The sequence below is a fragment of the Streptomyces sp. NPDC034103 genome (genome assembly GCF_055575395.1).
This window is the reverse complement of sequence record NZ_JBVISS010000004.1, coordinates 278,316-296,666: the sequence shown is the minus strand read 5'-3', so window position 1 is coordinate 296,666 and position 18,351 is coordinate 278,316. Positions and strand designations below refer to the sequence as shown.

Below are 18,351 nucleotides of genomic sequence, written 5' to 3'. Positions count from 1 at the left end.
ACCCTGGTCACCGAGGCATTAAGCGCGCAGCGTCTTCGCCCAGTCGGCCGGGACCCGCCCCCGCGGGCCGGGTGCCGGCTGGTCCGCGGGATGACTGTCGGGCGCCGCCAGGGCGGGCCCGGACTCGAACATCTCCTGCGTCGCGAAGTTCCAGTACCACTCCTCGCCCGGCTCGAAGCTCTGCACCAGCGGATGCCCCGTCGTGGCGTAGTGCTCGGTGGCGTGCTTCGCGGGCGAGGAGTCGCAGCACCCCACGTGCCCGCACTGCGCACACCGGCGCAGGTGGAACCACCAGCCGCCGTCTGCGTCGCACTCGACACACCCGTCGCCGCTCGGCGGCACGCTGGGGTCGATTCCGCTGATGTCGGTCATTGTGGCTCCTCGGTCGTGTCACTCTCGGCGGCGGTGAGCGGAAGCAGCACCTGGAACCGCGTGTCGCCCGGCTCGGACTCGACCTGGAGCGTGCCGTGGTGCTTGTTCACCACGATCCGCCAGGAGATGTCGAGACCGAGCCCGGTGCCCTCACCCACCGGCTTGGTGGTGAAGAAGGGGTCGAAGATCCGGTCGCGGATCTCCTTCGGCACCCCGGGCCCGGTGTCCCGGAACTCCACCAGCAGCCGCTCGTGTTCGAGCGCCGTCCGCACGGTCAACGTACCGTCGCCGCCCGCGCTGTTGATCGCCGCGACCGCGTTGTCGATCAGGTTGGTCCACACCTGGTTGAGCTCCGCCGGGTACGCCGGGATCTTCGGCAGCGTGCGGTCGTACTCCTTGACGACCTGGATGCGCCGGCCGATCTTGCCCGACAGCATCAGCAGGGTGCTGTCCAGGAGTTCGTGGACGTCGGCGTGCTGGAAGGGCGCCCGGTCGAGCTGCGAGTACTGCTTGGCGGCGTCGACGAGGTGGGAGATGCGGTTGGTGGAGTCGTTGATCTCGTCCATCAACAGCTCGGTCTCGACGGTGTAGTTGAGCCAGCCGATCGCGCTCGGCAGGATCTCCTCGGTCACGGCCGCCGCGACCTGGTCCAGCCAGTCGACGTCCAACCCGGCCTGTACGAAGGTGGGCGCGATCCGCCAGCCGTCCTGGATGTCGTGGTCGTCGAGCCAGTCGCTGAGCGCGTCCTCGCGGTCGGACGCCTCCAGGGGGCTCAACGTCGGCGCCTTGGCGACCCGTTCGGCGGTGCGTTCCTGGATGTCGATGAGGTTCGCCATCACCTCGGGGGCGTAGTTGCCCTGCGCGATGACGGCGAGCTTGTGCCGCATCTTGCCGACCCGCTCGCGCAGCGTCGCCGTGGCCCGTACGGCGGCCGCCGCGGGGTTGTTGAGCTCGTGCGTGAGCCCGGCCGACAACGAGCCGAGCGCCAGCAGCCGTTCACGCTGTCCGATGGCCCGCTGGGTGTTCTTCGAACCGAAGAAGAGCCCTTCCAGCAGGTGCACGGCCATCGGGAACCACTCCTGCATGAAGGCCGCGAACGTCTCCGCGGGCAGGACGAAGAACCGCGAGGGTTCCGTGACCCGCATGGAGCCGTTGTAGGTCTGCTGCACCCGGTCACCGAGGTAGGCCTGCATGGAACCCGCGTAGACCCCGCGCTGCGAGGTGCGGTTGAGCTCCACGTCGTCGCCGCCGACCCGGCGGGAGAGCACGACGGTGCCCTCGATCATGACGTAGAAGCAGGTGGCGGGCTCGCCCTCGGTGTAGACCGGACCGGGTTCGAACTTCTCCACCCGTCCCGCGCCGCACAGTTGCCCGAGCTGCTGCGGCGCCAGCTTCTCGAACAGGAACAGCGACCCGATCTCCGCGGGGCTGCACGGCATGGGCTGCCCGCTCATGACTGCTCCAGGTACCGGTGGACGAGCATCACGGCCATGGCTCCCTCTCCTACGGCGGAGGCGACCCGTTTCGCGGACTCGGCGCGCGCGTCGCCCGCCACGAAGACGCCGGGGACGTTGGTCTCCAGGTGGTACGGCGGCCGGTCCAGCTCCCAGTCCGCCGGCGGCCGCCCGTCGGCGGTGAGGTCGGGGCCGGCCAGGATGAACCCGTGCTCGTCGCGCAGCACGGTCCCGTCCAGCCAGTCGGTGAGCGGGGCCGCGCCGATGAACACGAACACCCACTGCGCGTCGACGAGTTCGGTCTCACCGGTGTCGACATCGCGCAGGGTGAGCTGCTCCAGGTGGTCCGAGCCGTGGGCGGCCTCGACGACGGTCCGCGCGCGGACCGAGATGTTCGGCGACTCGTTGATCTGCTGGATCAGGTAATGGGACATCGACGCGGCGAGGTCCGGCCCGCGCACCAGCAGGGTCACCGACTTGGCGCCCCGGGACAGGTACATCGCCGCCTGCCCGGCGGAGTTGGCGCCCCCGACGATGTAGATGTCCTGCCCCTGGCAGGAAGCCGCCTCGGTCAGCGCCGAGCCGTAGTACACCCCGCATCCGGTCAGGTCGGTGCAGCCCGGCGCGTCCAGCTGCCGGTAGGACACGCCGGTCGCGAGGATCACGCTGTGCGCGGCGACCGCGGAGCCGTCGGAGAACCGTACGACCCGGGCGGCGCCGTTGACCTCCAGGCCTGTCACCTCGCGCGCGGTGAGGATCTCGGCGCCGAACTTCGCGGCCTGCCGCCGGGCCCGGTCGGTGAGCTGGCCGCCGGACACGCCGTCGGGGAAGCCCAGGTAGTTCTCGATCCGGGAGCTCTGCCCGGCCTGACCGCCGGTCGCGGACCGCTCCACGAGCACGGTCCGCAGCCCCTCCGAGGCCCCGTACACGGCGGAGCCGAGCCCGGCCGGGCCGCCGCCGATGACGACCAGGTCGTAGAAGTCGGCCGTGGGCGTGGTCGCCAGGCCCACCCGCGCGGCCAGTTCCGGCGCCTCGGGCGCGACCAGCGGCGTGCCGTCCGGGGTGACCACCAGCGGCAGCCGCTGCCCATCCTGCCCGGCCGCCGCGAGCAGCCGCCGGCCCTCGGGCTCGTCGGCCGAGTACCAGCGGTAGGGCACCTGGTTGCGGGCCAGGAACTCGCGCACCTCCGAGGAGCGCGCGGACCAGCGGTGGCCGACCACCTTGGTGCTGGGCACCGGCCGGAAGTCACTGCACCGCCAGGCCTGCAGGAGGTCGTCCAGGACGGGGTAGAGCTTCTCCTCGGGCGGGTCCCAGGGCTTGAGCAGGTAGTGGTCGAGGTCGACGACGTTGATCGCGTCGATCGCCGCGTTGGTGTCCGCGTACGCCGTCAGCAGCACCCTGCGGGCCCCGGGGTAGATGTCGAGGGCCTGCTCCAGGAACTCGATGCCGTTCATCTGCGGCATCCGGTAGTCGGCCAGGATCACCGCCACCAGGTCGCCGCGGAGCTTCAGCTCGCGCAGCGCCTCCAGCGCGGACTCGCCGGACTCCGCGCGCACGATCCGGTACGACTCGCCGTAGCGCCGTCGCAGGTCCCGGGCGACGGCGCGGGAGACCCCCGGGTCGTCGTCCACGGTCAGGATGACGGTCCGCGCTGTCTCGGCGGCCTGTGCCATGCGTCTCCCACCCCGGCAGTTCGGCTGTGCGGTGCCGTTCTCAGGCCACCGCGTCGGCTTCGGCCCATCGTATGTTCGATGCTCCCGCCGCGCTCAGGTACGCGGTCCGCGTTCGCTCAGGACGCAGAACTCGTTGCCCTCGGGGTCCACGAGTGTCACCCAGGGGAAGTCGCCGGGCGCGCCGTCCGGGTGCCGGGCGCCGAGGGCCAGGAGGCGGGCCACCTCGGCCGCCTGGTCGTCGGGGCGGAAGTCGAGATGCAGCCGGTTCTTGACCGTCTTGGCCTCCGGGACGGGCACGAAGATCAGGCCCGGCAGCCGGCCCCGCTCCGGCTGGATCTCGAACTCCTCGGCACTGGCGTTGACCACGACCCAGCCCAGCGCCTCGGCCCACCAGCGCCCGAGGGCCGCGGGATCGGCCGAGTCCACGACCGTCTGCTCCCATTCCAGACTCATGGGGGCAGCGTAGTGAAGACTTGCCCCGATGGACGTGACCACGACACAGGGAGAGAGCTCTATGACGCGCCCGATCACCGCGGGGTTCGACGGGTCCGAGGAGAGCGTCGCCGCGCTGGACTGGGCGGCCCGCGAGGCGGTCCGCCGCGACCTGGCGCTGCGGGTCGTGCAGGCCTGGCGGTTCGAGCCGTACGAGGCCGTCGAGGCGGCCGACCGGGACACCCAGGCCGGCTGGGTGCGGGACGCGCTGGCCGAGGCGACCGCCGTCGTCACCGGGCGCTACCCGGGGCTCGCCGTGACCACGGACGCGCTGGAGGGCGGCAGCGTCGAGACGCTCCTAGACGCGGCGGCGGACGCCGGGACGCTGGTGCTGGGCTCGCGCGGACACGGTCCCGTCGTCGGGTTCCTGCTCGGCTCCGTCGGCCAGCAGGTGATCGCCGAGACCACACGCCCTGTCGTGCTCGTCCGCGCGGCGGACCAGCCCTCCGCGGAGGCCGCCGGCCGCGAGGTGGTCGTCGGTCAGCAGGGGGATCCGGAGGACAGCGAGGCCGTCCTGCGCTTCGCGTTCGAGACCGCCGCCGCGCGCGGCGCGACCGTGCGTGCCGTACGGGCCTGGACGCTGCCCCCGGTGTTCGCGTACAGCCCCGGTTCGCTGAAGCTCCTCGACGAGGCCGGCGGCCTGGAGCCGCGGGAGCAGAAGGCGCTCGCCGCGGCACTGGAGCCGGTGCGGCGGCGTTTCCCGGACGTCCCGGTGGTCGAGCACGTCGAGATGGGCAGCGCGGGACAGGTGCTGCTGTCGGTGGCGGCGCGGGCCCAGCTGATGGTCGTCGGCCGGCGCGCCCGCCGCACCGCCGTGGGCGCCCGGATCGGCTCCGTCGCCTACGGCGTGCTGCACCACGCGGACTGCCCGGTGGCGGTGGTACCGCCCGCCTGAGTCACTCCTCGAGGGTGGTGGGCTGGAGTGTCTCCCGCGCCTTGGGCAGGACGTTCTCGATGTAGTGGGTGACCGCCGTGTCCAGGCCGATGTCGTGCTGTGCCCGCTCCGACAGGTACCAGCGGTGTTCGAGCAGCTCGTGGTAGATCTCGGCCGGGTCCATCGAGCCGCGCAGTTCGAGCGGCACCGCGCGCACGGTGGGCCGGAAGACGTCGCGGACCCAGCGGTGGGCGAGGACCTCGGGGCGGGCGCCGAGGGGGTCGCCCGGGGCGTAGTCGTCCTGGGTGGCCATCCAGCTCTCCAGGTCGTTCAGCAGCCGCCGGGCCTGGTTCTCCTCGGTGTCCAGGCCCGTCAGGCGCAGCAGTTGGCGCTGGTGGTGGCCGGCGTCCACGACCTTGGGCACGAACGTGACCGTGTCACCGTTGTTCGCGTGCTCGATCTGCATCTCGGCCACGTCGAAGCCGAGCTCGTTGAGGCGGCGGATGCGGCGCTCGATGTAGTGGTACTTGCCCGCCGGGTAGACGGAGGTGCGGGTCAGCTCCTCCCACAGGCCCCCGTAGCGGGCGCAGATCTCCATGCCGAACTCGATCGGGTCGACGGAGGGGTGGAGCGCGCCGGAGGCCTCCAGGTCGAGGAGCTCGCCGCTGATGTTCACGCGGGCGAGGTCGAGGTCGTAGTCGCGCTGCCCGTTGCTCAGCTGCGGATGCAGATCGCCGGTCTCGGCGTCGACCAGGTAGGCGGCGTAGGCGCCCGCGTCCCGCCGGAACAGGGTGTTGGACAGCGAGCAGTCGCCCCACGCGAACCCGGCCAGGTGCAGCCGGACCAGCAGTACGGCCAGGGCGTCCATGAGCCGGTGCATGGTGGCGGGGCGCATGGTGGTCTCGAACATCGAGCGGTACGGCATCGAGCCGCCGAGGTGCCGGGTGACCAGGACGGACTCCAGCGGGTTGCCGTCCGGGTCGACGCGGCCGGTCACCACGGCGAGGGGGTCGACGGAGGGGATGCCGAGGCGGTCCAGGTCGCGCAGCATGTCGTACTCGCGCAGGGCGGGCCGCTCGGCGAGCTCCTTCACGGCGATCACCTCGTCGCCGGCGCGGGCGTAGCGCACGACGTGGCGGGATATGCCGCGCGGCAGCGGGACCAGGATCTCCTCCGGCCACTCCTCCAGGGGCACGTCCCACGGCAGTTCCAGCAGGAGCGCGGGGTGCTCCGGGTTCGTCGCGCTGATCTGGAGTGCCATGGGCCGTTCGTCCTCGTCTCGCGGGTGCCCTCGCGGGTGCCCTCGCGAGTGCTCTTGCGGGTGATCGTCACCTCACCTTAGAGGGCGCGCTCCCTGGCCTGAAGTGCCGCTTCACGGACCGGACCGCGGTGGACGGGGCCGTGGCCCGGGAGCAACAGATCGCCCTCCAGGGCGGCGAGCACGTCCAGCGAGGCGACGGCACGCGCGCGCTCGTGGTGGAACATGTCGGGCAGCAGCTGCGGTCCCTTGAGGCGCGAGGTGGGGTGGCCGCTCACCAGGGCGTCGCCGGAGATCAGCACGCCGGTGCGGGGGAGGTGGAAGACGGCGTGCCCGTCGGTGTGGCCGGGGGTGTGCACGGGGACCGGCCGCCCGGGCAGGTCGAGCGCGCCCTCGGAGGGGAACGGCTCGGGAGCGGTGACCGGGACGTGTGCCGTGCCGCCGGATCGGATGGCGTGCAGCGCCCAGGGCAGGACGCCGGGCTTCCAGCCGTTGCGCAGGACCTCGCCGACGGTCACCTGGTGCAGGAACTCGCGGCGGGCGTGCGCGACTTCGGCCTCGTGGAGGTAGACGGGTGTGCCGTACGTGGCGCGCAGGTACTCGGCGGAGCCCAGGTGGTCGTTGTGGGCGTGCGTGATGAGCACCGCCGCGACCGCCTCCGGTGAACTGCCCACCTGCGCGAGGGAGGCGAGCACCTGTTCGCGGTCGCCGGGGTAGCCGGTGTCGACCAGGGTGACGGCGTCCCCCTCGGTGAGGATCACCCAGTTGGTGTTGCTGCCGTGCACCAGGTAGGTGCCGTCGGCGACTTGCCGCACGTCCGTCTGCATGATCGTCCCGTGTGATGAGGTGCCTGCCCGACGGGCACAGCAAAGCAGACCAACAGGGCGGCGGAGGCGCCGGGTCCGGTCATGTCCGGTACGGGACCGCGTCGCGCGCTTGGGGCGCGGTGCGTTTTCGCGCACCACCAGGAGCACGGCCGCCTCTCCGCCTCAGTGCACGCCGCGCGGGCGGAACTGGATGCTGATGCGCGGTCCCGCGGCGCGCGTGGTCTTCGGTACGGAGTGCTCCCAGGTCCGCTGGCAGGAGCCGCCCATCACGATCAGGTCGCCGTGGCCCAGCGGTCTGCGGACGGTGTCGCCGCCGTGGACCGGGCGCAGCAGAAGGTCGCGGGGCGTGCCGACGGAGAGGATCGCCACCATCGTGTCCTCGTGGGCACCCCGGCCGATGCGGTCGCCGTGCCAGGCCACACTGTCCCGGCCGTCGCGGTAGTAGCAGAGCCCGGCGGTGGCGAACGGCTCGCCCAGCTCCTCGGCGTAGTGCGCGCTGAGCGCGGTGCGCGCCTCGGTGAGGACCGGGTGCGGCAGGGCGTCGTCCGCGCGGTAGTAGGAGAGCAGGCGCGGTACGTCGACCACGTGGTCGTACATCGTGCGCCGCTCGGCCCGCCAGGGGACCTCGGTCGCGAGCTGTTCGAACAGGGCGTCCGAGCCATGGAGCCAGCCGGGCAGGACGTCGATCCAGGCCCCGTGACCGAGCTCGGTCCGGCGGGTCCCGTCGAGGGGGCCGAGCCGCAGGTCGTCGGTCTGGTCGAAGAGCGAGGCCTGGAGGTGCGTGGGCATGACTCCAGCGTACTCCTGATTCGAAAGTGTGTTCCTATCTCGAAAAACCGACTCTTTCGATACACCGCCGTATCGGATACATTCGCGTATCGAACCGAGGGCGGGGGCATGGCAGTGGAGGGTGCGACCAGGCACGGGGCCAAGCGCGTGACCAAGCGCCGGGTCCGCACACGCGCCAACCTCCTGGACGCCGCTTTCGCCGTCTTCGCCGCCAAGGGCTTCGGGCGGGTCTCCATCGAGGAGGTCTGCGAGGCCGCCGGCTACAGCCGCGGCGCCTTCTACTCCAACTTCGACAGCCTCGACGAGCTCTTCTTCGCCCTCTACCAGCAGCGGGCCGAGCTGATCGCCGACCAGGTCGCCGGCGCGCTGGCCCTCGACGGCCCCGACCTCGACGTGCCGGCCGCCGTCGACCGGGTCACCGAGGTGCTGCTCCTGGACCGCGACTGGCTGCTGGTGAAGACCGACTTCCTGGTGCACGCCGCCCGGGAGCCCGCCGTCGCCGAGACCCTCCTGGAGCACCGGGCGCGCCTGCGCGCGGCCGTCGCCGAACGGCTGGCCCGCGCGCGGGGCCACGCCGCGCTGCCCGCCGTGCTCGGCGACCTCGACGGCGCCGCCCACGCCGTGGTGGCCGCCTACGACGGAGTCACCACCCAACTGCTGCTCGACCGGGACGTCGAACACGCCCGGGCCTGGCTGGGGCAACTGCTCACCGCGCTGCTGACCGACGGCAGCGGGACAACCGTATGAGGAAGGGACGGTCGCCATGGATGCCGACGTCATCGTCGTCGGAGCGGGGCTCGCGGGCCTGGTCGCCGCGCACGAACTGACCAGCCGGGGCCGGCGGGTCGCGCTGGTCGACCAGGAGAACGCCGCCAACCTCGGTGGCCAGGCCTTCTGGTCCTTCGGCGGACTCTTCCTCGTCGACTCGCCCGAACAGCGCCGCCTCGGCATCAAGGACTCCTTCGACCTGGCCTGGAACGACTGGCAGGGCAGCGCCGGGTTCGACCGCGAGGAAGACGAGGACTCCTGGGCGGTGCGCTGGGCGCGCGCCTACGTGGAGTTCGCGGCGGGGGAGAAGCGGTCCTGGCTGGAGGGCCACGGCATCAAGTTCCTGCCCACCGTCGGCTGGGCCGAGCGCGGCGACCTGCGGGCGCACGGGCACGGCAACTCCGTACCCCGCTTCCACATCGCCTGGGGCACCGGCACGGGTGTCGTCGAACCCTTCGTCGACCATGCCAGGCAGGCGGCTCGCGACGGGCTGCTCACCTTCTACCACCGCCACCAGGTCGACGAGCTGGTCATCGAGGACGGCCAGGCGCGGGGCGTGCGCGGCACCGTCCTCGCCGAGGACAACTCCGCCCGGGGCGTGCGGTCCAACCGCGACCGCGTCGGCGACTTCGAACTCACCGCGCAGGCCGTCGTCGTCACCACCGGAGGCATCGGCGCCAACCACGACATCGTCCGCCGCTACTGGCCCGAGCGCCTGGGCACCCCGCCCGGCGAGATGGTCACCGGCGTCCCCGCGTACGTCGACGGCCGGATGCTCGACATCAGCGCCCGCGCCGGTGTACGGCTCGTCAACCGTGACCGGATGTGGCACTACACCGAGGGCATCCAGAACTGGGACCCGATCTGGCCCGGCCACGGCATCCGCATCCTGCCCGGGCCATCTTCGATGTGGTTCGACGCCCTCGGCCGCCGGCTGCCCGACTCGTGCCTGCCCGGCTACGACACCCTCGGCACCCTCAAGCACCTGCGCACCACCGAGGACATCGCCGGCCACGACCACTCCTGGTTCATCCTCACCCAGAAGATCATCGAGAAGGAGTTCGCGCTGTCGGGCTCCGAGCAGAACCCGGACATCACCGCCAAGGATCGCGTCGGCTTCCTCAGGACGCGCGTGCTCGGCAAGGGCGCTCCGGGGCCGGTGGACGCGTTCCTGCGCAAGGGCGCGGACTTCGTGACCGCCACCGGTCTGGAGGAACTCGTCGAGAAGATGAACGCGCTCACCGACAAGCCCCTCCTCGACGCGGCCCGGGTCCGCCGTCAGATCGAGGCCCGCGACCTCCAACTCGCCAACCCCTACAGCAAGGACGCCCAGATCCAGGGCATCCGCAACGCCCGCCGCTACATCGGCGACAAGCTCGGCCGGGTCGCCACCCCGCACCCCCTCCTGGACCCGGCGGCCGGACCGCTGATCGGCGTCAAGCTGCACGTCCTGACGCGCAAGACCCTCGGCGGCATCCAGACCGACCTGGACTCCCGCGCCCTGGGCACCGACGGCGAACCGATCGGCGGTCTGTACGCGGCCGGTGAGGTGGCCGGCTTCGGCGGCGGCGGCGTCCACGGCTACAACGCCCTGGAGGGCACCTTCCTCGGCGGCTGCCTCTTCTCGGGCCGAGCGGCGGGCCGCGCAGCGGCGAAGCAGACGGGCTGAGACACCCTGGGCAGCGGCCCAGCCCCGGGTCGCATCCCAACTCCGGGCAGCAGCCCAAACCCGGGCGCCGTCCCGACCCCCGGGGGTCAGCCCAGCCCCGGGCGTGAGCTCAGCAGGCCGACTGAGTCACCCGGGGCGTCGGCCCGGCACCGGCTGAGTCACCCCGGGCGTTGGCCCGCCCCTGGGCGTCAGCCCAGCAGACGGGCAGCAGCCCTACCCTGGGTCGCATCCCAGCCCCTGGGCAGCAGCCCGACCCTGGGCGTCACCCCGGCAGGCCGGCTGAGTCTCCCCGGGCGTTGGCCCGACCCCTTGCTCAGGCCCAATCCCGGGCGTCAGCCCAGCAGACGGGCGTCAGCCCAGTCCCTGGGCAGCGGCCCAACCCCGGGCGTCGGCCCGGCAGACCGGCTGAGTCACCCGGGCGTTGGCCCGCCCCCGGGCGTCAGCCCAACCCCTAGGCAGCGGCCCAACCCCGGGCGTCAGCCCAACACGCCGGCTGAGGCCCCCTGGGCTGCAGCCCAACCCCGGGCGTCACCCCAGCAGGCCGGCTGAGTCACCCCGGGCCTCGACCCGACCCCTCGCGCCGTCCCACCCCCGGGCGTCAGCCCAGCAGGCGGGCGAGTACCGTCGCGTGGCTCTCCTCGGGGGACTTCGCGGCCGTCAGCAGGGTGACGGTTCCCGTGTGGGCCGACTCCCGGAGCCGGTCCAGGAGTTCGGCGGCCTCGGGCTCGGCCAGCTCCGCCTCGTAGCGGCGGGCGAACTCCTCGTAGGACCCCTCGCCCGCGTGGTACCAGCGGCGCAGCTCGGTCGAGGGGGTCATGGCCTTGGGCCACTCGTCGACCCGTGCCGCGTCCTTCGACAGACCGCGCGGCCACAGCCGGTCGACCAGGACACGGACGCCGTCGTCCGGCGAGGGCGCTTCGTAGACGCGGCGTACGCGAATGCTCACGGCGGTGCCTTTCTGGACCGGGGGCGGGCTGCCGGGAGCGTACTGCGGGGCGCGTGGCTTCTTGACCGGATCCAGGGCGAGTTCCGACGGAGATCACCCTTACTGTGAGGTCGATTCCCACCCCCCCACCGCAGGAGCCCATGTGTCACAGACCGTCGGACGCGCCGTCGTCCTCGGCACCGTCCCCGTCGCCCTGGCCGCGCTGCTGGGCGCCGCCGCGCCCCCGTCGGCGGGCTCGCCGGGGGCCGGGGACCCGTACTTCCCGCTCGCCGGGAACGGCGGCTACCGCGTCGCGCACTACGACCTGACCCTCCGCTACGACCCGGGCAGCCGCCACCTCGACGGCAAGGCCGTGCTCTACGCCCGCGCCACCCAGAAGCTCGGCCGCTTCGACCTCGACCTCCACGGCCTGAAGGTCACCGGCCTCACCGTCGACCGGCACCGCGCCGACTTCCGCCGCGACGGACAGGAACTCGTCGTCACCCCGCGGAGCACCCTGCACCAGGGGCAGTGGTTCCGCGTCACCGTCACCTACCGGGGCAGGCCCGCGCCGGTCACCGACCCCGACGGCTCGCTCGACGGCTGGATCCCCACCGACGACGGTGCCTTCGTCGCCGGCGAGCCGCAGGGCGCGATGACCTGGTTCCCGGCCGACAACCACCCCACGGACAAGGCGTCCTACGACTTCAGGATCACCGTCCCCAAGGGCCACACCGCCGTCGCCAACGGGGTCTACCGCGGGCAGACGACCGCCCACGGACAGACCACCTTCCGCTGGCGCCAGGCCGAACCGATGGCCGCCTACCTGGCCACCGCGACGGTCGGGAAGTTCAAGGTCGAGCGGTACACCACCCGCGACGGCATCCAGGTCTACAACGCCGTCGACCCGCGCGAGGCGGCCGCCGCCGCGCCCGTCCTGAAGAAGCTGCCGTCGGTCCTCGCCTGGGAGAGCAAGCTCTTCGGGCCCTACCCCTTCAAGGCCGCCGGCTCGATCGTCGACCGGGCCCCGGACGTCGGCTACGCCCTGGAGACACAGACGCGGCCGGTGTACGACCGGGCCCCCGACCTGAGCACCCTCGTCCACGAGAGCGCCCACCAGTGGTTCGGCGACTCCGTCAGCCTGACCTCCTGGAAGGACATCTGGCTCAACGAGGGTTTCGCGACCTACGCCGAGTGGCTCTACGCCGAGCAGCACGGCGGCGACAGCGCGCAGAAGACCTTCGACGAGTTGTACGCCCGCCCCGCGAGCGACGGGCTGTGGGAGTTCCCGCCCGGCGCCCCGGGCAGCGGCGCGAACATCTTCGGCACGCCCGTCTACGCGCGCGGCGCGATGGCCCTGCACCAGCTCCGCAAGGCCGTCGGGGACCGGGTGTTCTTCCGGACCCTGCGGGCCTGGGCCGGCGAGCACCGCGCCGGACACGGGACGACCGCCCAGTTCGTACGGCTCGCGGAGCGGGAGTCCGGCATGGACCTGGACGGCCTGTTCCGCACCTGGGTGTACGGGCAGGGCAAACCGAACTCCGCCTAGAACCTGACGAGTTCCAAACAACTGTCGGCGAGGGTCGACGCATGACCCCACGTACTTCCCCGGTGGCGCTGCTGGCCGCCTCTCTCGTGCTCGCCGGGTGCGGGGGAGGGGCGGCGGTGACCAGCGAGCGGCCGCCGCCGACCCCGGCCACCACGACGATCCAGCCCGCCCCGACGGTCTCCCCGCTGGAGGCCGCCCCGCGGCAACTGCCCGGCCTGGGGCCGAAGACGTGGGCGAAGGTGCCGGAGGACACCCGTCAGGCTGTCGTCGTCACCGGACGCGGCAAGAACTCCCCGCGGTCCTCCGTCGTCCTGTACGAGCGCACCGTCGCGGGCTGGGTGGCCGGACCCACCTGGCCCGCGCACAACGCGCTGCGCGGCTGGACCGACCACCACCGCGCCGGCGACCTGCGCTCACCCATCGGCGTCTACGGCCTCACCGACGCCGGCGGACTGCTCCGCGATCCGGGCACCCGGCTGCCGTACGACCGGGGCAGCGGTTTCACGGCGACCGGCACCGGCTTCGAGGGCGAGCCCCTCGCGGGCTCCTTCGACTACGTCATCGCGATCAACTACAACCGCGCACCCGGCACTTCGCCGCTCGACTGGACCCGCCCGCTCGGCGCGGGCCGCGGCGGCGGGATATGGCTGCACGTCGACCACGGCGGCCCCACCCAAGGCTGCGTGAGCCTCGCCGAGAAACACATGAAGGAGCTCCTCCTGGCGCTGGACCCGGACCGCCGACCGGTCGTCGTCATGGGCGACGCCGAGTCCCTGGCCCGCTGAGCGGCTTAGGATCCGCCAGGTGTGCGCACATGTGATGGTCGCCGAGGACGACGAGATGCAGGCCGAACTCATACGGCGCTCCCTGCTGGCGGAGGGCCACACCGCCACCGTGGTCCACGACGGCCGGGCCGCCCTCGACGCGGTGCGACGGCTCGGACCCGACCTGGTCGTGCTGGACCTGATGCTGCCCGTGATCGACGGCCTCGGCGTGTGCCGGGAGCTGCGGCGGGCGGACGACATCCCGGTGCTGATGCTCACCGCCCGCTCCACCGAGGACGACGTGCTGCTCGGCCTGGACGTGGGCGCCGACGACTACATGACCAAGCCCTACAGCCCGCGTGAGCTGATGGCGCGGATCCGCACCGTGCTGCGGCGCAGCGGACGCGGCCCCGTGCGGGCCGCCGGGCTGCAGGTCGATCCCGTCCGGCACGAAGTGCGGTGCGAGGGGGCGGAGGTGGAGTGCACGCCCGCCGAGTTCGCGATCCTCCTCGCCATGACCGCCGAGCCCGAACGGGTCTTCTCCCGGCGGCAGTTGCTGGAGTGCACCCGCGGCATCGACCGGGCCTCCACGGAACGGGCCGTGGACGTCCACATCATGAACCTGCGCCGGAAGATCGAGACGGATCCACGCAGGCCGACCCGGCTGCTGACGGTGTTCGGCGTCGGCTACAAGCTGAGCGGCGGCCGGGGATGAGCGTCGGCATACCCCTGCGCAAGCGCCTGCTCGTACGGTTGCTCTTCGCCTCCGCCCTGATCGCGGTCTGCTCGGTGGCGGCGACGGCCTGGCTCGCGGTGGCGACCACCACCCAGGCGCTGCGGGAGGAACAGGGGCAGGTGCTCGCCGAGGACACGGAGGTCCTGGCGCGGCTCAGCGGGTACGCCGCGACGCACCCCGACTGGAAGGGCGTCGACGGGCTCGTGCGGTCCCTGTCGGAGAAGATCGGCCGCAGGGTCGCCCTGACCACCACCGGCCGCCGGACCATCGTGGACTCCGCGCCGGCGGGCACCTCCCTGCCGCCGCGCGCCGCGGCCACCGTGGACCCCCTGCGCACCGACACGTACACCGAGCGCGGAGCACAGCGCAGCGGCATCGATCCGCGGGTGGTGGGGCCGTACCGGCTGACCGCCGGGGAGCGGGCCCGGTGGGGCAAGCTGGCCTTGGTGCGGCAGTCGTGCTTCGCCCGCAACGGCATCGAGACGCGCATCCTTCAGACGCCGAGCGGCCGTCCGGTCCTCAGCGGGGACGACGACACGCCCCTCGAGTGTGCCGACGGCAAGCTCAACTCCCCGACCCCCGGGGAGAGTAAGGCCCTCGCGGACCTGATGGAACGGGCGCGTGGCTGCCTCGGCCGCGACGATCTGAAGTCCGCCGTGCCCATGTTCGTGTCCCTCGACGGCACCGACCGGGGCCCGCTCGGGTACCAGCTGGGAAAGACCGACGTGGTACCCGGCTCCGCGGCTGCCCGCACCATCCAGGAGTGCGTCGACAGCGGCCGCCGCGCTCAGCTCGACCCCTATGTCGCGCCGACCGCCGAGCTGTTCCTGGGCGGTGGGGACCGGGCCGCCGTGCGCTTCGACATGTCCCCGGGCAACAAGGCCAAGGTCGTCGGCGCCGCCGGGCTGGTGCTCGCCGTCACCGTCGCCGTGACCGCGGTGGTCGCCACCCGGCTGGTCAGGCCGCTGCGCGCGCTGACGGCAGCGGCTCAGCAGCCGCCGGAACTGCACGTGCGCGTGCCGGTGACGACACGGGACGAGACCGGCATCCTCGCCGCGGCCTTCAACGACCTGACCGAGCGCCGGGAACGGCTGGAGGCCCAGCGCAAGGCCATGGTCAGTGACATCGCCCATGAACTGCGCAGCCCGCTCACCAACATCCGGGGCTGGCTGGAGGTCACCAAGGACGGTGTCGTCGATCCGGACCCCGCTCTGCTCGGCTCCCTGCACGAGGAGGCCCTCGTGCTCCAGCGCGTCATCGACGACCTCCAGGACCTCGCCGCCGCCGACGCGGGCACGCTGCGGATGCACCGCGAACCCGTCCGCGTCGACGAACTGATCGGCCAGGTCGCCGCGGCCTACCGGGTGGCGGCCGACACGGCGGGCGTCGCCCTGCGTGACCGGGCGGAGGGCGAGCCGTGGCTGGACGCCGACCCGGTGCGGTTGCGGCAGGCGCTCGGCAATCTCGTCTCCAACGCGCTGCGCCACACGCCCGAGGGCGGCGCCGTCACGCTGTCCGGCCGGTGCGACGGCGACGAGGTCGTCCTCGACGTCACCGACACCGGCAGCGGGATCGAGGCCGACGATCTGCCCCATGTGTTCGACCGGTTCTGGCGGGCCGAGAAGTCCCGCAGCCGTCGTACCGGCGGCAGCGGTCTGGGTCTGCCGATCGTCCGCCACCTGGTGGCCGCGCACGGCGGCACGGTCCAGGTGGCGAGCGAACCGGGAGTGGGGAGTGTCTTCACCCTGCGGCTGCCGGGGCTAGCCGGAGGCACGCCCGGCCCTGGCCCGGCGCCGCTGGAGTGAACGTCGTTCGGTCTCGCTCGTGCCGCCCCACACACCGATGGCCTGCCCGGAGTCCAGGGCCCACTCCAGGCACTGCGTCCGGACCGGGCATTGGTGGCAGACCGCCTTCGCCTGTTCCACCTGCACCAGTGCCGGGCCGGTGTTGCCGATCGGGAAGAAGAGGTCGGGGTCCTCCTGGCGGCACGCGGCATGGTCTCGCCAGTTCTCCATGGTTGTCACCTGCGCTCCAAGTCGTCCGTGCCCTCACGAATGGCTTACTCGCTGACGGGTCACCTGTCGATGCGTATGTGAAACAACGGAGTTCTGGGAAAACCGGTCTCTCACTGCTCGCGCAGACCCCACGGAGAGCCGTACGCGGTCAGCAGATCGAGGAAGGGTCCGGCGGGGAAGGCCTCCGGGCCGAGCACGCCCGAGCCCGACCAGGCGCCCGTGGCCAGGAGTTCGAGGGCGACGACCGGGTTGATCGCCGTCTGCCAGACCACGGCCTGGCAGCCGTACTCGGTCATGGACCACTGGTTGTCCACCACGTGGTAGAGGTACACCTCGCGCGGCGCCCCGTCCTTGCGGCCCTTCACCCAGGTGCCCGCGCAGGTCTTGCCGCGCATCCGCTCGCCCAGCGCCGCCGGGTCGGGGAGGCAGGCGGCGACGACGTCCCGGGGCGAGACCCGCACCGGACCGTCGGCGCTCGGGACGGTGACCGTCTCCGTGCGGTCCAGGCCGAGGAGGTGCAGCGTCCTGAGGGTCTGGATGAACTCCTCGCCCAGGCCGTACTTGAAGGTGACCCGCTGGGCGTCGATCCAGCGAGGGACGAGCAGCACCTCCTCGTGCTCGACGTTCACGCACTCCACCGGGCCGATGCCCTCGGGGAAGTCGAAGACCTCGGGCTCGCTGAACGGCTCGGTGGTGAACCAGCCGCGCTCGGCCTCGTAGACGACCGGCGGGTTCAGGCACTCCTCGATGGTGGTCCAGATGTTGAAGGAGGGGGCGAAGTCATAGCCGTCGACGGTGAGGTCGGCGCCGTCGCGGATGCCGATCTCCTCGATCTCGTCGAAGAGTTCGTCGGCCGCGTACCGGGCGAAGACGTCCGACAGACCCGGTTCCACGCCCATGCCGACGAGCGCCAGCACGCCGGCCTTCTCCCAGTCGACGGACGCCTCGAACTGGGCGTCGCCGAGCTTCACCCCGCACTCGTCGTAGGGGCGCTCCGGGTGCGGCCGGGACAGGGACATCGCCATGTCGACATAGGTGGCCCCGGCGCTGCCCGCGGCCCGGAACAGCGGCATCACGAAGCGCGGGTCGGTCGCGTTGAGCAGGACGTCGCACGCGTGCCGCTCCAGCAGCGCGGCCACGGCCGTCTCCTCGCTCGCGTCGACGCGTTCGGCCAGGAAGCGGCCGTCCTTCCCGCCCAGGGCCGCGACGGCGGCCTCGGCGCGGGCGAGGTCGTAGTCCGCCACCACCATCGCCTCGAAGAACGGCCGCCGGGCCGCGATCCGGGTGATGGCGGTGCCCACTCCACCGGCTCCCACGAGCAGTACACGCATGACAAGCACTCCGTCGGTCGAAGGTCGAAGACATCGGTGGGGCCCCTGTCGGAGATACAACGCCGCCCGCTCGGTTAAGGTCAATGGCGTTGGCATAAGGAGGCGAGCCATGCCGAAGGCCGTGGTACCCGAGGAGAAGCGGCGCCGGCGTCGCCCCACCAGGAGCGGCACCGTGCTGTCCGAGGCGCTGATCGTGGAGACCGCGCTGCGGATGCTGCGGGAGCACGGCAGCACCGGGCTCACCGCGCGCAGGCTCGGCCTCGCCCTGGACGCCGACCCGAGCACGCTCTACCGCTACTTCCGCGGCATGGACGACCTGACGCTCGCCATCGGCGACGCGCTCATCGGGCAGGCGCTGCGCGGCTGGGAGCCGACGGGGCAGTGGCGGACGGACCTGCGCGCCGTCGGGCTGCGCGTCCACGCGGCCTACGTCGCCCATCCGCAGGCCGCCCTGCTGACCGCGAACCGGGTCACCGGACGCCCGAGCGAACTCGCCGCCGACGAGGCGGTCCTGGACGTCCTGCGCACCGCGGGTTTCCCGCTGCCGGATACCGTGCGCATCTATCACGCCTTCATCGACCAGACCCTGGCCTTCGCCGCCCTCGACGCCGCCTCCCTGGCCCTGCCGAGCGCCGCGCTCCACGCCGACGAGGACAAGTGGCGCTCGACCTACGCCCGCCTGCCCCGGACCACGCACCCGCGGATCGCGGAGGCGGCACCGCTGCTGGCGGGGCGGATGGTGCACAGCGCCTACCCGACCGCGCTGGAGATGCTGCTGGACAGCGCCGAGACCCAGCTCGCCGTGCTGCTCGGTGAAGCGTCGTAGTGCTCCTCGCTGTTCCATGCCCCCGCAGG

18 protein-coding genes are annotated in these 18,351 nt (G+C 72.3%); 8 read left to right on the top strand and 10 right to left on the bottom strand.

Going from position 1 to position 18,351, the window contains the following annotated elements; genetic code table 11:
- Positions 1-18: 18 nt before the first annotated feature.
- The 4 genes from ACZ56U_RS10750 to ACZ56U_RS10735 form a co-directional block, all read right to left on the bottom strand.
- Positions 19-372 (bottom strand): UBP-type zinc finger domain-containing protein, encoded by a 354-nt coding sequence (locus ACZ56U_RS10750; protein ID WP_469083674.1) that lies wholly within the window; start codon positions 370-372, stop codon positions 19-21.
- A complete protein-coding gene (locus tag ACZ56U_RS10745; RefSeq protein ID WP_469083673.1) occupies positions 369-1,826 on the bottom strand; it encodes an ATP-binding protein in 1,458 nt (485 codons plus the stop codon). The genes ACZ56U_RS10750 and ACZ56U_RS10745 overlap by 4 nt, the downstream gene beginning before the upstream one ends.
- Positions 1,823-3,499: an NAD(P)/FAD-dependent oxidoreductase gene (locus ACZ56U_RS10740; protein WP_469083672.1), complete on the bottom strand. Its 1,677-nt coding sequence runs from the start codon at positions 3,497-3,499 to the stop codon at positions 1,823-1,825. Before ACZ56U_RS10740 ends, ACZ56U_RS10745 begins: the two co-directional genes overlap by 4 nt.
- Before the next feature lie 93 nt (positions 3,500-3,592).
- Positions 3,593-3,952, bottom strand: coding sequence for a VOC family protein (locus ACZ56U_RS10735; protein ID WP_469083671.1), 360 nt, complete (start codon positions 3,950-3,952; stop codon positions 3,593-3,595).
- Positions 3,953-4,013: 61 nt separating this feature from the next.
- On the opposite strand from ACZ56U_RS10735, the gene ACZ56U_RS10730 reads away from it, so the two are divergent.
- The gene (locus tag ACZ56U_RS10730) at positions 4,014-4,886 is read left to right on the top strand and encodes a universal stress protein (RefSeq protein WP_469083670.1); all 873 of its coding nucleotides are present in this window, start codon (positions 4,014-4,016) and stop codon (positions 4,884-4,886) included.
- 1 nt (position 4,887) lies between these two features.
- Here ACZ56U_RS10730 and ACZ56U_RS10725 read toward each other — a convergent pair whose 3' ends face one another.
- The 3 genes from ACZ56U_RS10725 to ACZ56U_RS10715 all read right to left on the bottom strand — a co-directional run bounded on the left by ACZ56U_RS10725 (position 4,888) and on the right by ACZ56U_RS10715 (position 7,739).
- Positions 4,888-6,126, bottom strand: a complete 1,239-nt coding sequence (locus tag ACZ56U_RS10725) for a DUF4032 domain-containing protein (RefSeq protein ID WP_469083669.1) — start codon at positions 6,124-6,126, stop codon at positions 4,888-4,890.
- A gap of 77 nt (positions 6,127-6,203) precedes the next feature.
- Positions 6,204-6,950, bottom strand: a complete 747-nt coding sequence (locus tag ACZ56U_RS10720) for an MBL fold metallo-hydrolase (protein ID WP_469083668.1) — start codon at positions 6,948-6,950, stop codon at positions 6,204-6,206.
- A gap of 162 nt (positions 6,951-7,112) precedes the next feature.
- Entirely contained in the window at positions 7,113-7,739 is a 627-nt protein-coding gene (locus ACZ56U_RS10715) for an alpha-ketoglutarate-dependent dioxygenase AlkB (RefSeq protein WP_469083667.1), read from the bottom strand.
- A gap of 108 nt (positions 7,740-7,847) precedes the next feature.
- Here ACZ56U_RS10715 and ACZ56U_RS10710 point away from each other — a divergent pair, with 108 nt between their 5' ends.
- Both ACZ56U_RS10710 and ACZ56U_RS10705 read left to right on the top strand, forming a co-directional pair.
- Positions 7,848-8,486: a TetR/AcrR family transcriptional regulator gene (locus ACZ56U_RS10710; RefSeq protein WP_469083666.1), complete on the top strand. Its 639-nt coding sequence runs from the start codon at positions 7,848-7,850 to the stop codon at positions 8,484-8,486.
- A gap of 16 nt (positions 8,487-8,502) precedes the next feature.
- Positions 8,503-10,176, top strand: coding sequence for an FAD-binding dehydrogenase (locus ACZ56U_RS10705; protein ID WP_469083665.1), 1,674 nt, complete (start codon positions 8,503-8,505; stop codon positions 10,174-10,176).
- Positions 10,177-10,774: 598 nt separating this feature from the next.
- On the opposite strand, the gene ACZ56U_RS10700 is transcribed toward ACZ56U_RS10705, so the two are convergent.
- Positions 10,775-11,122: a DUF488 domain-containing protein gene (locus tag ACZ56U_RS10700; RefSeq protein ID WP_469083664.1), complete on the bottom strand. Its 348-nt coding sequence runs from the start codon at positions 11,120-11,122 to the stop codon at positions 10,775-10,777.
- Positions 11,123-11,264: 142 nt separating this feature from the next.
- On the opposite strand from ACZ56U_RS10700, the gene ACZ56U_RS10695 reads away from it, so the two are divergent.
- The 4 genes from ACZ56U_RS10695 to ACZ56U_RS10680 are packed head-to-tail and all read left to right on the top strand — an operon-like array spanning position 11,265 to position 15,955.
- Positions 11,265-12,650: a M1 family metallopeptidase gene (locus tag ACZ56U_RS10695; protein WP_469083663.1), complete on the top strand. Its 1,386-nt coding sequence runs from the start codon at positions 11,265-11,267 to the stop codon at positions 12,648-12,650.
- Positions 12,651-12,691: 41 nt separating this feature from the next.
- Positions 12,692-13,435, top strand: coding sequence for a L,D-transpeptidase family protein (locus ACZ56U_RS10690; protein WP_469083662.1), 744 nt, complete (start codon positions 12,692-12,694; stop codon positions 13,433-13,435).
- Between the two features lie 19 nt (positions 13,436-13,454).
- Positions 13,455-14,129 (top strand): response regulator transcription factor, encoded by a 675-nt coding sequence (locus ACZ56U_RS10685; RefSeq protein ID WP_469083661.1) that lies wholly within the window; start codon positions 13,455-13,457, stop codon positions 14,127-14,129.
- On the top strand, positions 14,126-15,955 hold the full coding sequence (locus tag ACZ56U_RS10680; protein ID WP_469083660.1) for a sensor histidine kinase: 1,830 nt from the start codon (positions 14,126-14,128) through the stop codon (positions 15,953-15,955). Before ACZ56U_RS10685 ends, ACZ56U_RS10680 begins: the two co-directional genes overlap by 4 nt.
- On the opposite strand, the gene ACZ56U_RS10675 is transcribed toward ACZ56U_RS10680, so the two are convergent.
- Positions 15,911-16,165, bottom strand: a complete 255-nt coding sequence (locus ACZ56U_RS10675; protein ID WP_469083659.1) for a WhiB family transcriptional regulator — start codon at positions 16,163-16,165, stop codon at positions 15,911-15,913. The two genes, ACZ56U_RS10680 and ACZ56U_RS10675, sit on opposite strands and share 45 nt — an antisense overlap.
- A gap of 110 nt (positions 16,166-16,275) precedes the next feature.
- Positions 16,276-17,496: a saccharopine dehydrogenase family protein gene (locus ACZ56U_RS10670; RefSeq protein ID WP_469083658.1), complete on the bottom strand. Its 1,221-nt coding sequence runs from the start codon at positions 17,494-17,496 to the stop codon at positions 16,276-16,278.
- 109 nt (positions 17,497-17,605) lie between these two features.
- Here ACZ56U_RS10670 and ACZ56U_RS10665 point away from each other — a divergent pair, with 109 nt between their 5' ends.
- Positions 17,606-18,322, top strand: coding sequence for a TetR/AcrR family transcriptional regulator (locus ACZ56U_RS10665; protein WP_469083657.1), 717 nt, complete (start codon positions 17,606-17,608; stop codon positions 18,320-18,322).
- Positions 18,323-18,351: the final 29 nt, after the last annotated feature.

What these genes read in the sequence shown, in the direction of transcription:
- ACZ56U_RS10750 (WP_469083674.1), bottom strand. Translation starts at nt 372, where the DNA reads ATGACCGACATCAGCGGAATCGACCCCAGCGTGCCGCCGAGCGGCGAC.
- ACZ56U_RS10745 (WP_469083673.1), bottom strand. Translation starts at nt 1,826, where the DNA reads ATGAGCGGGCAGCCCATGCCGTGCAGCCCCGCGGAGATCGGGTCGCTG.
- ACZ56U_RS10740 (WP_469083672.1), bottom strand. Translation starts at nt 3,499, where the DNA reads ATGGCACAGGCCGCCGAGACAGCGCGGACCGTCATCCTGACCGTGGAC.
- ACZ56U_RS10735 (WP_469083671.1), bottom strand. Translation starts at nt 3,952, where the DNA reads ATGAGTCTGGAATGGGAGCAGACGGTCGTGGACTCGGCCGATCCCGCG.
- ACZ56U_RS10730 (WP_469083670.1), top strand. Translation starts at nt 4,014, where the DNA reads ATGACGCGCCCGATCACCGCGGGGTTCGACGGGTCCGAGGAGAGCGTC.
- ACZ56U_RS10725 (WP_469083669.1), bottom strand. Translation starts at nt 6,126, where the DNA reads ATGGCACTCCAGATCAGCGCGACGAACCCGGAGCACCCCGCGCTCCTG.
- ACZ56U_RS10720 (WP_469083668.1), bottom strand. Translation starts at nt 6,950, where the DNA reads ATGCAGACGGACGTGCGGCAAGTCGCCGACGGCACCTACCTGGTGCAC.
- ACZ56U_RS10715 (WP_469083667.1), bottom strand. Translation starts at nt 7,739, where the DNA reads ATGCCCACGCACCTCCAGGCCTCGCTCTTCGACCAGACCGACGACCTG.
- ACZ56U_RS10710 (WP_469083666.1), top strand. Translation starts at nt 7,848, where the DNA reads ATGGCAGTGGAGGGTGCGACCAGGCACGGGGCCAAGCGCGTGACCAAG.
- ACZ56U_RS10705 (WP_469083665.1), top strand. Translation starts at nt 8,503, where the DNA reads ATGGATGCCGACGTCATCGTCGTCGGAGCGGGGCTCGCGGGCCTGGTC.
- ACZ56U_RS10690 (WP_469083662.1), top strand. Translation starts at nt 12,692, where the DNA reads ATGACCCCACGTACTTCCCCGGTGGCGCTGCTGGCCGCCTCTCTCGTG.
- ACZ56U_RS10680 (WP_469083660.1), top strand. Translation starts at nt 14,126, where the DNA reads ATGAGCGTCGGCATACCCCTGCGCAAGCGCCTGCTCGTACGGTTGCTC.
- ACZ56U_RS10675 (WP_469083659.1), bottom strand. Translation starts at nt 16,165, where the DNA reads ATGGAGAACTGGCGAGACCATGCCGCGTGCCGCCAGGAGGACCCCGAC.
- ACZ56U_RS10670 (WP_469083658.1), bottom strand. Translation starts at nt 17,496, where the DNA reads ATGCGTGTACTGCTCGTGGGAGCCGGTGGAGTGGGCACCGCCATCACC.
- ACZ56U_RS10665 (WP_469083657.1), top strand. Translation starts at nt 17,606, where the DNA reads ATGCCGAAGGCCGTGGTACCCGAGGAGAAGCGGCGCCGGCGTCGCCCC.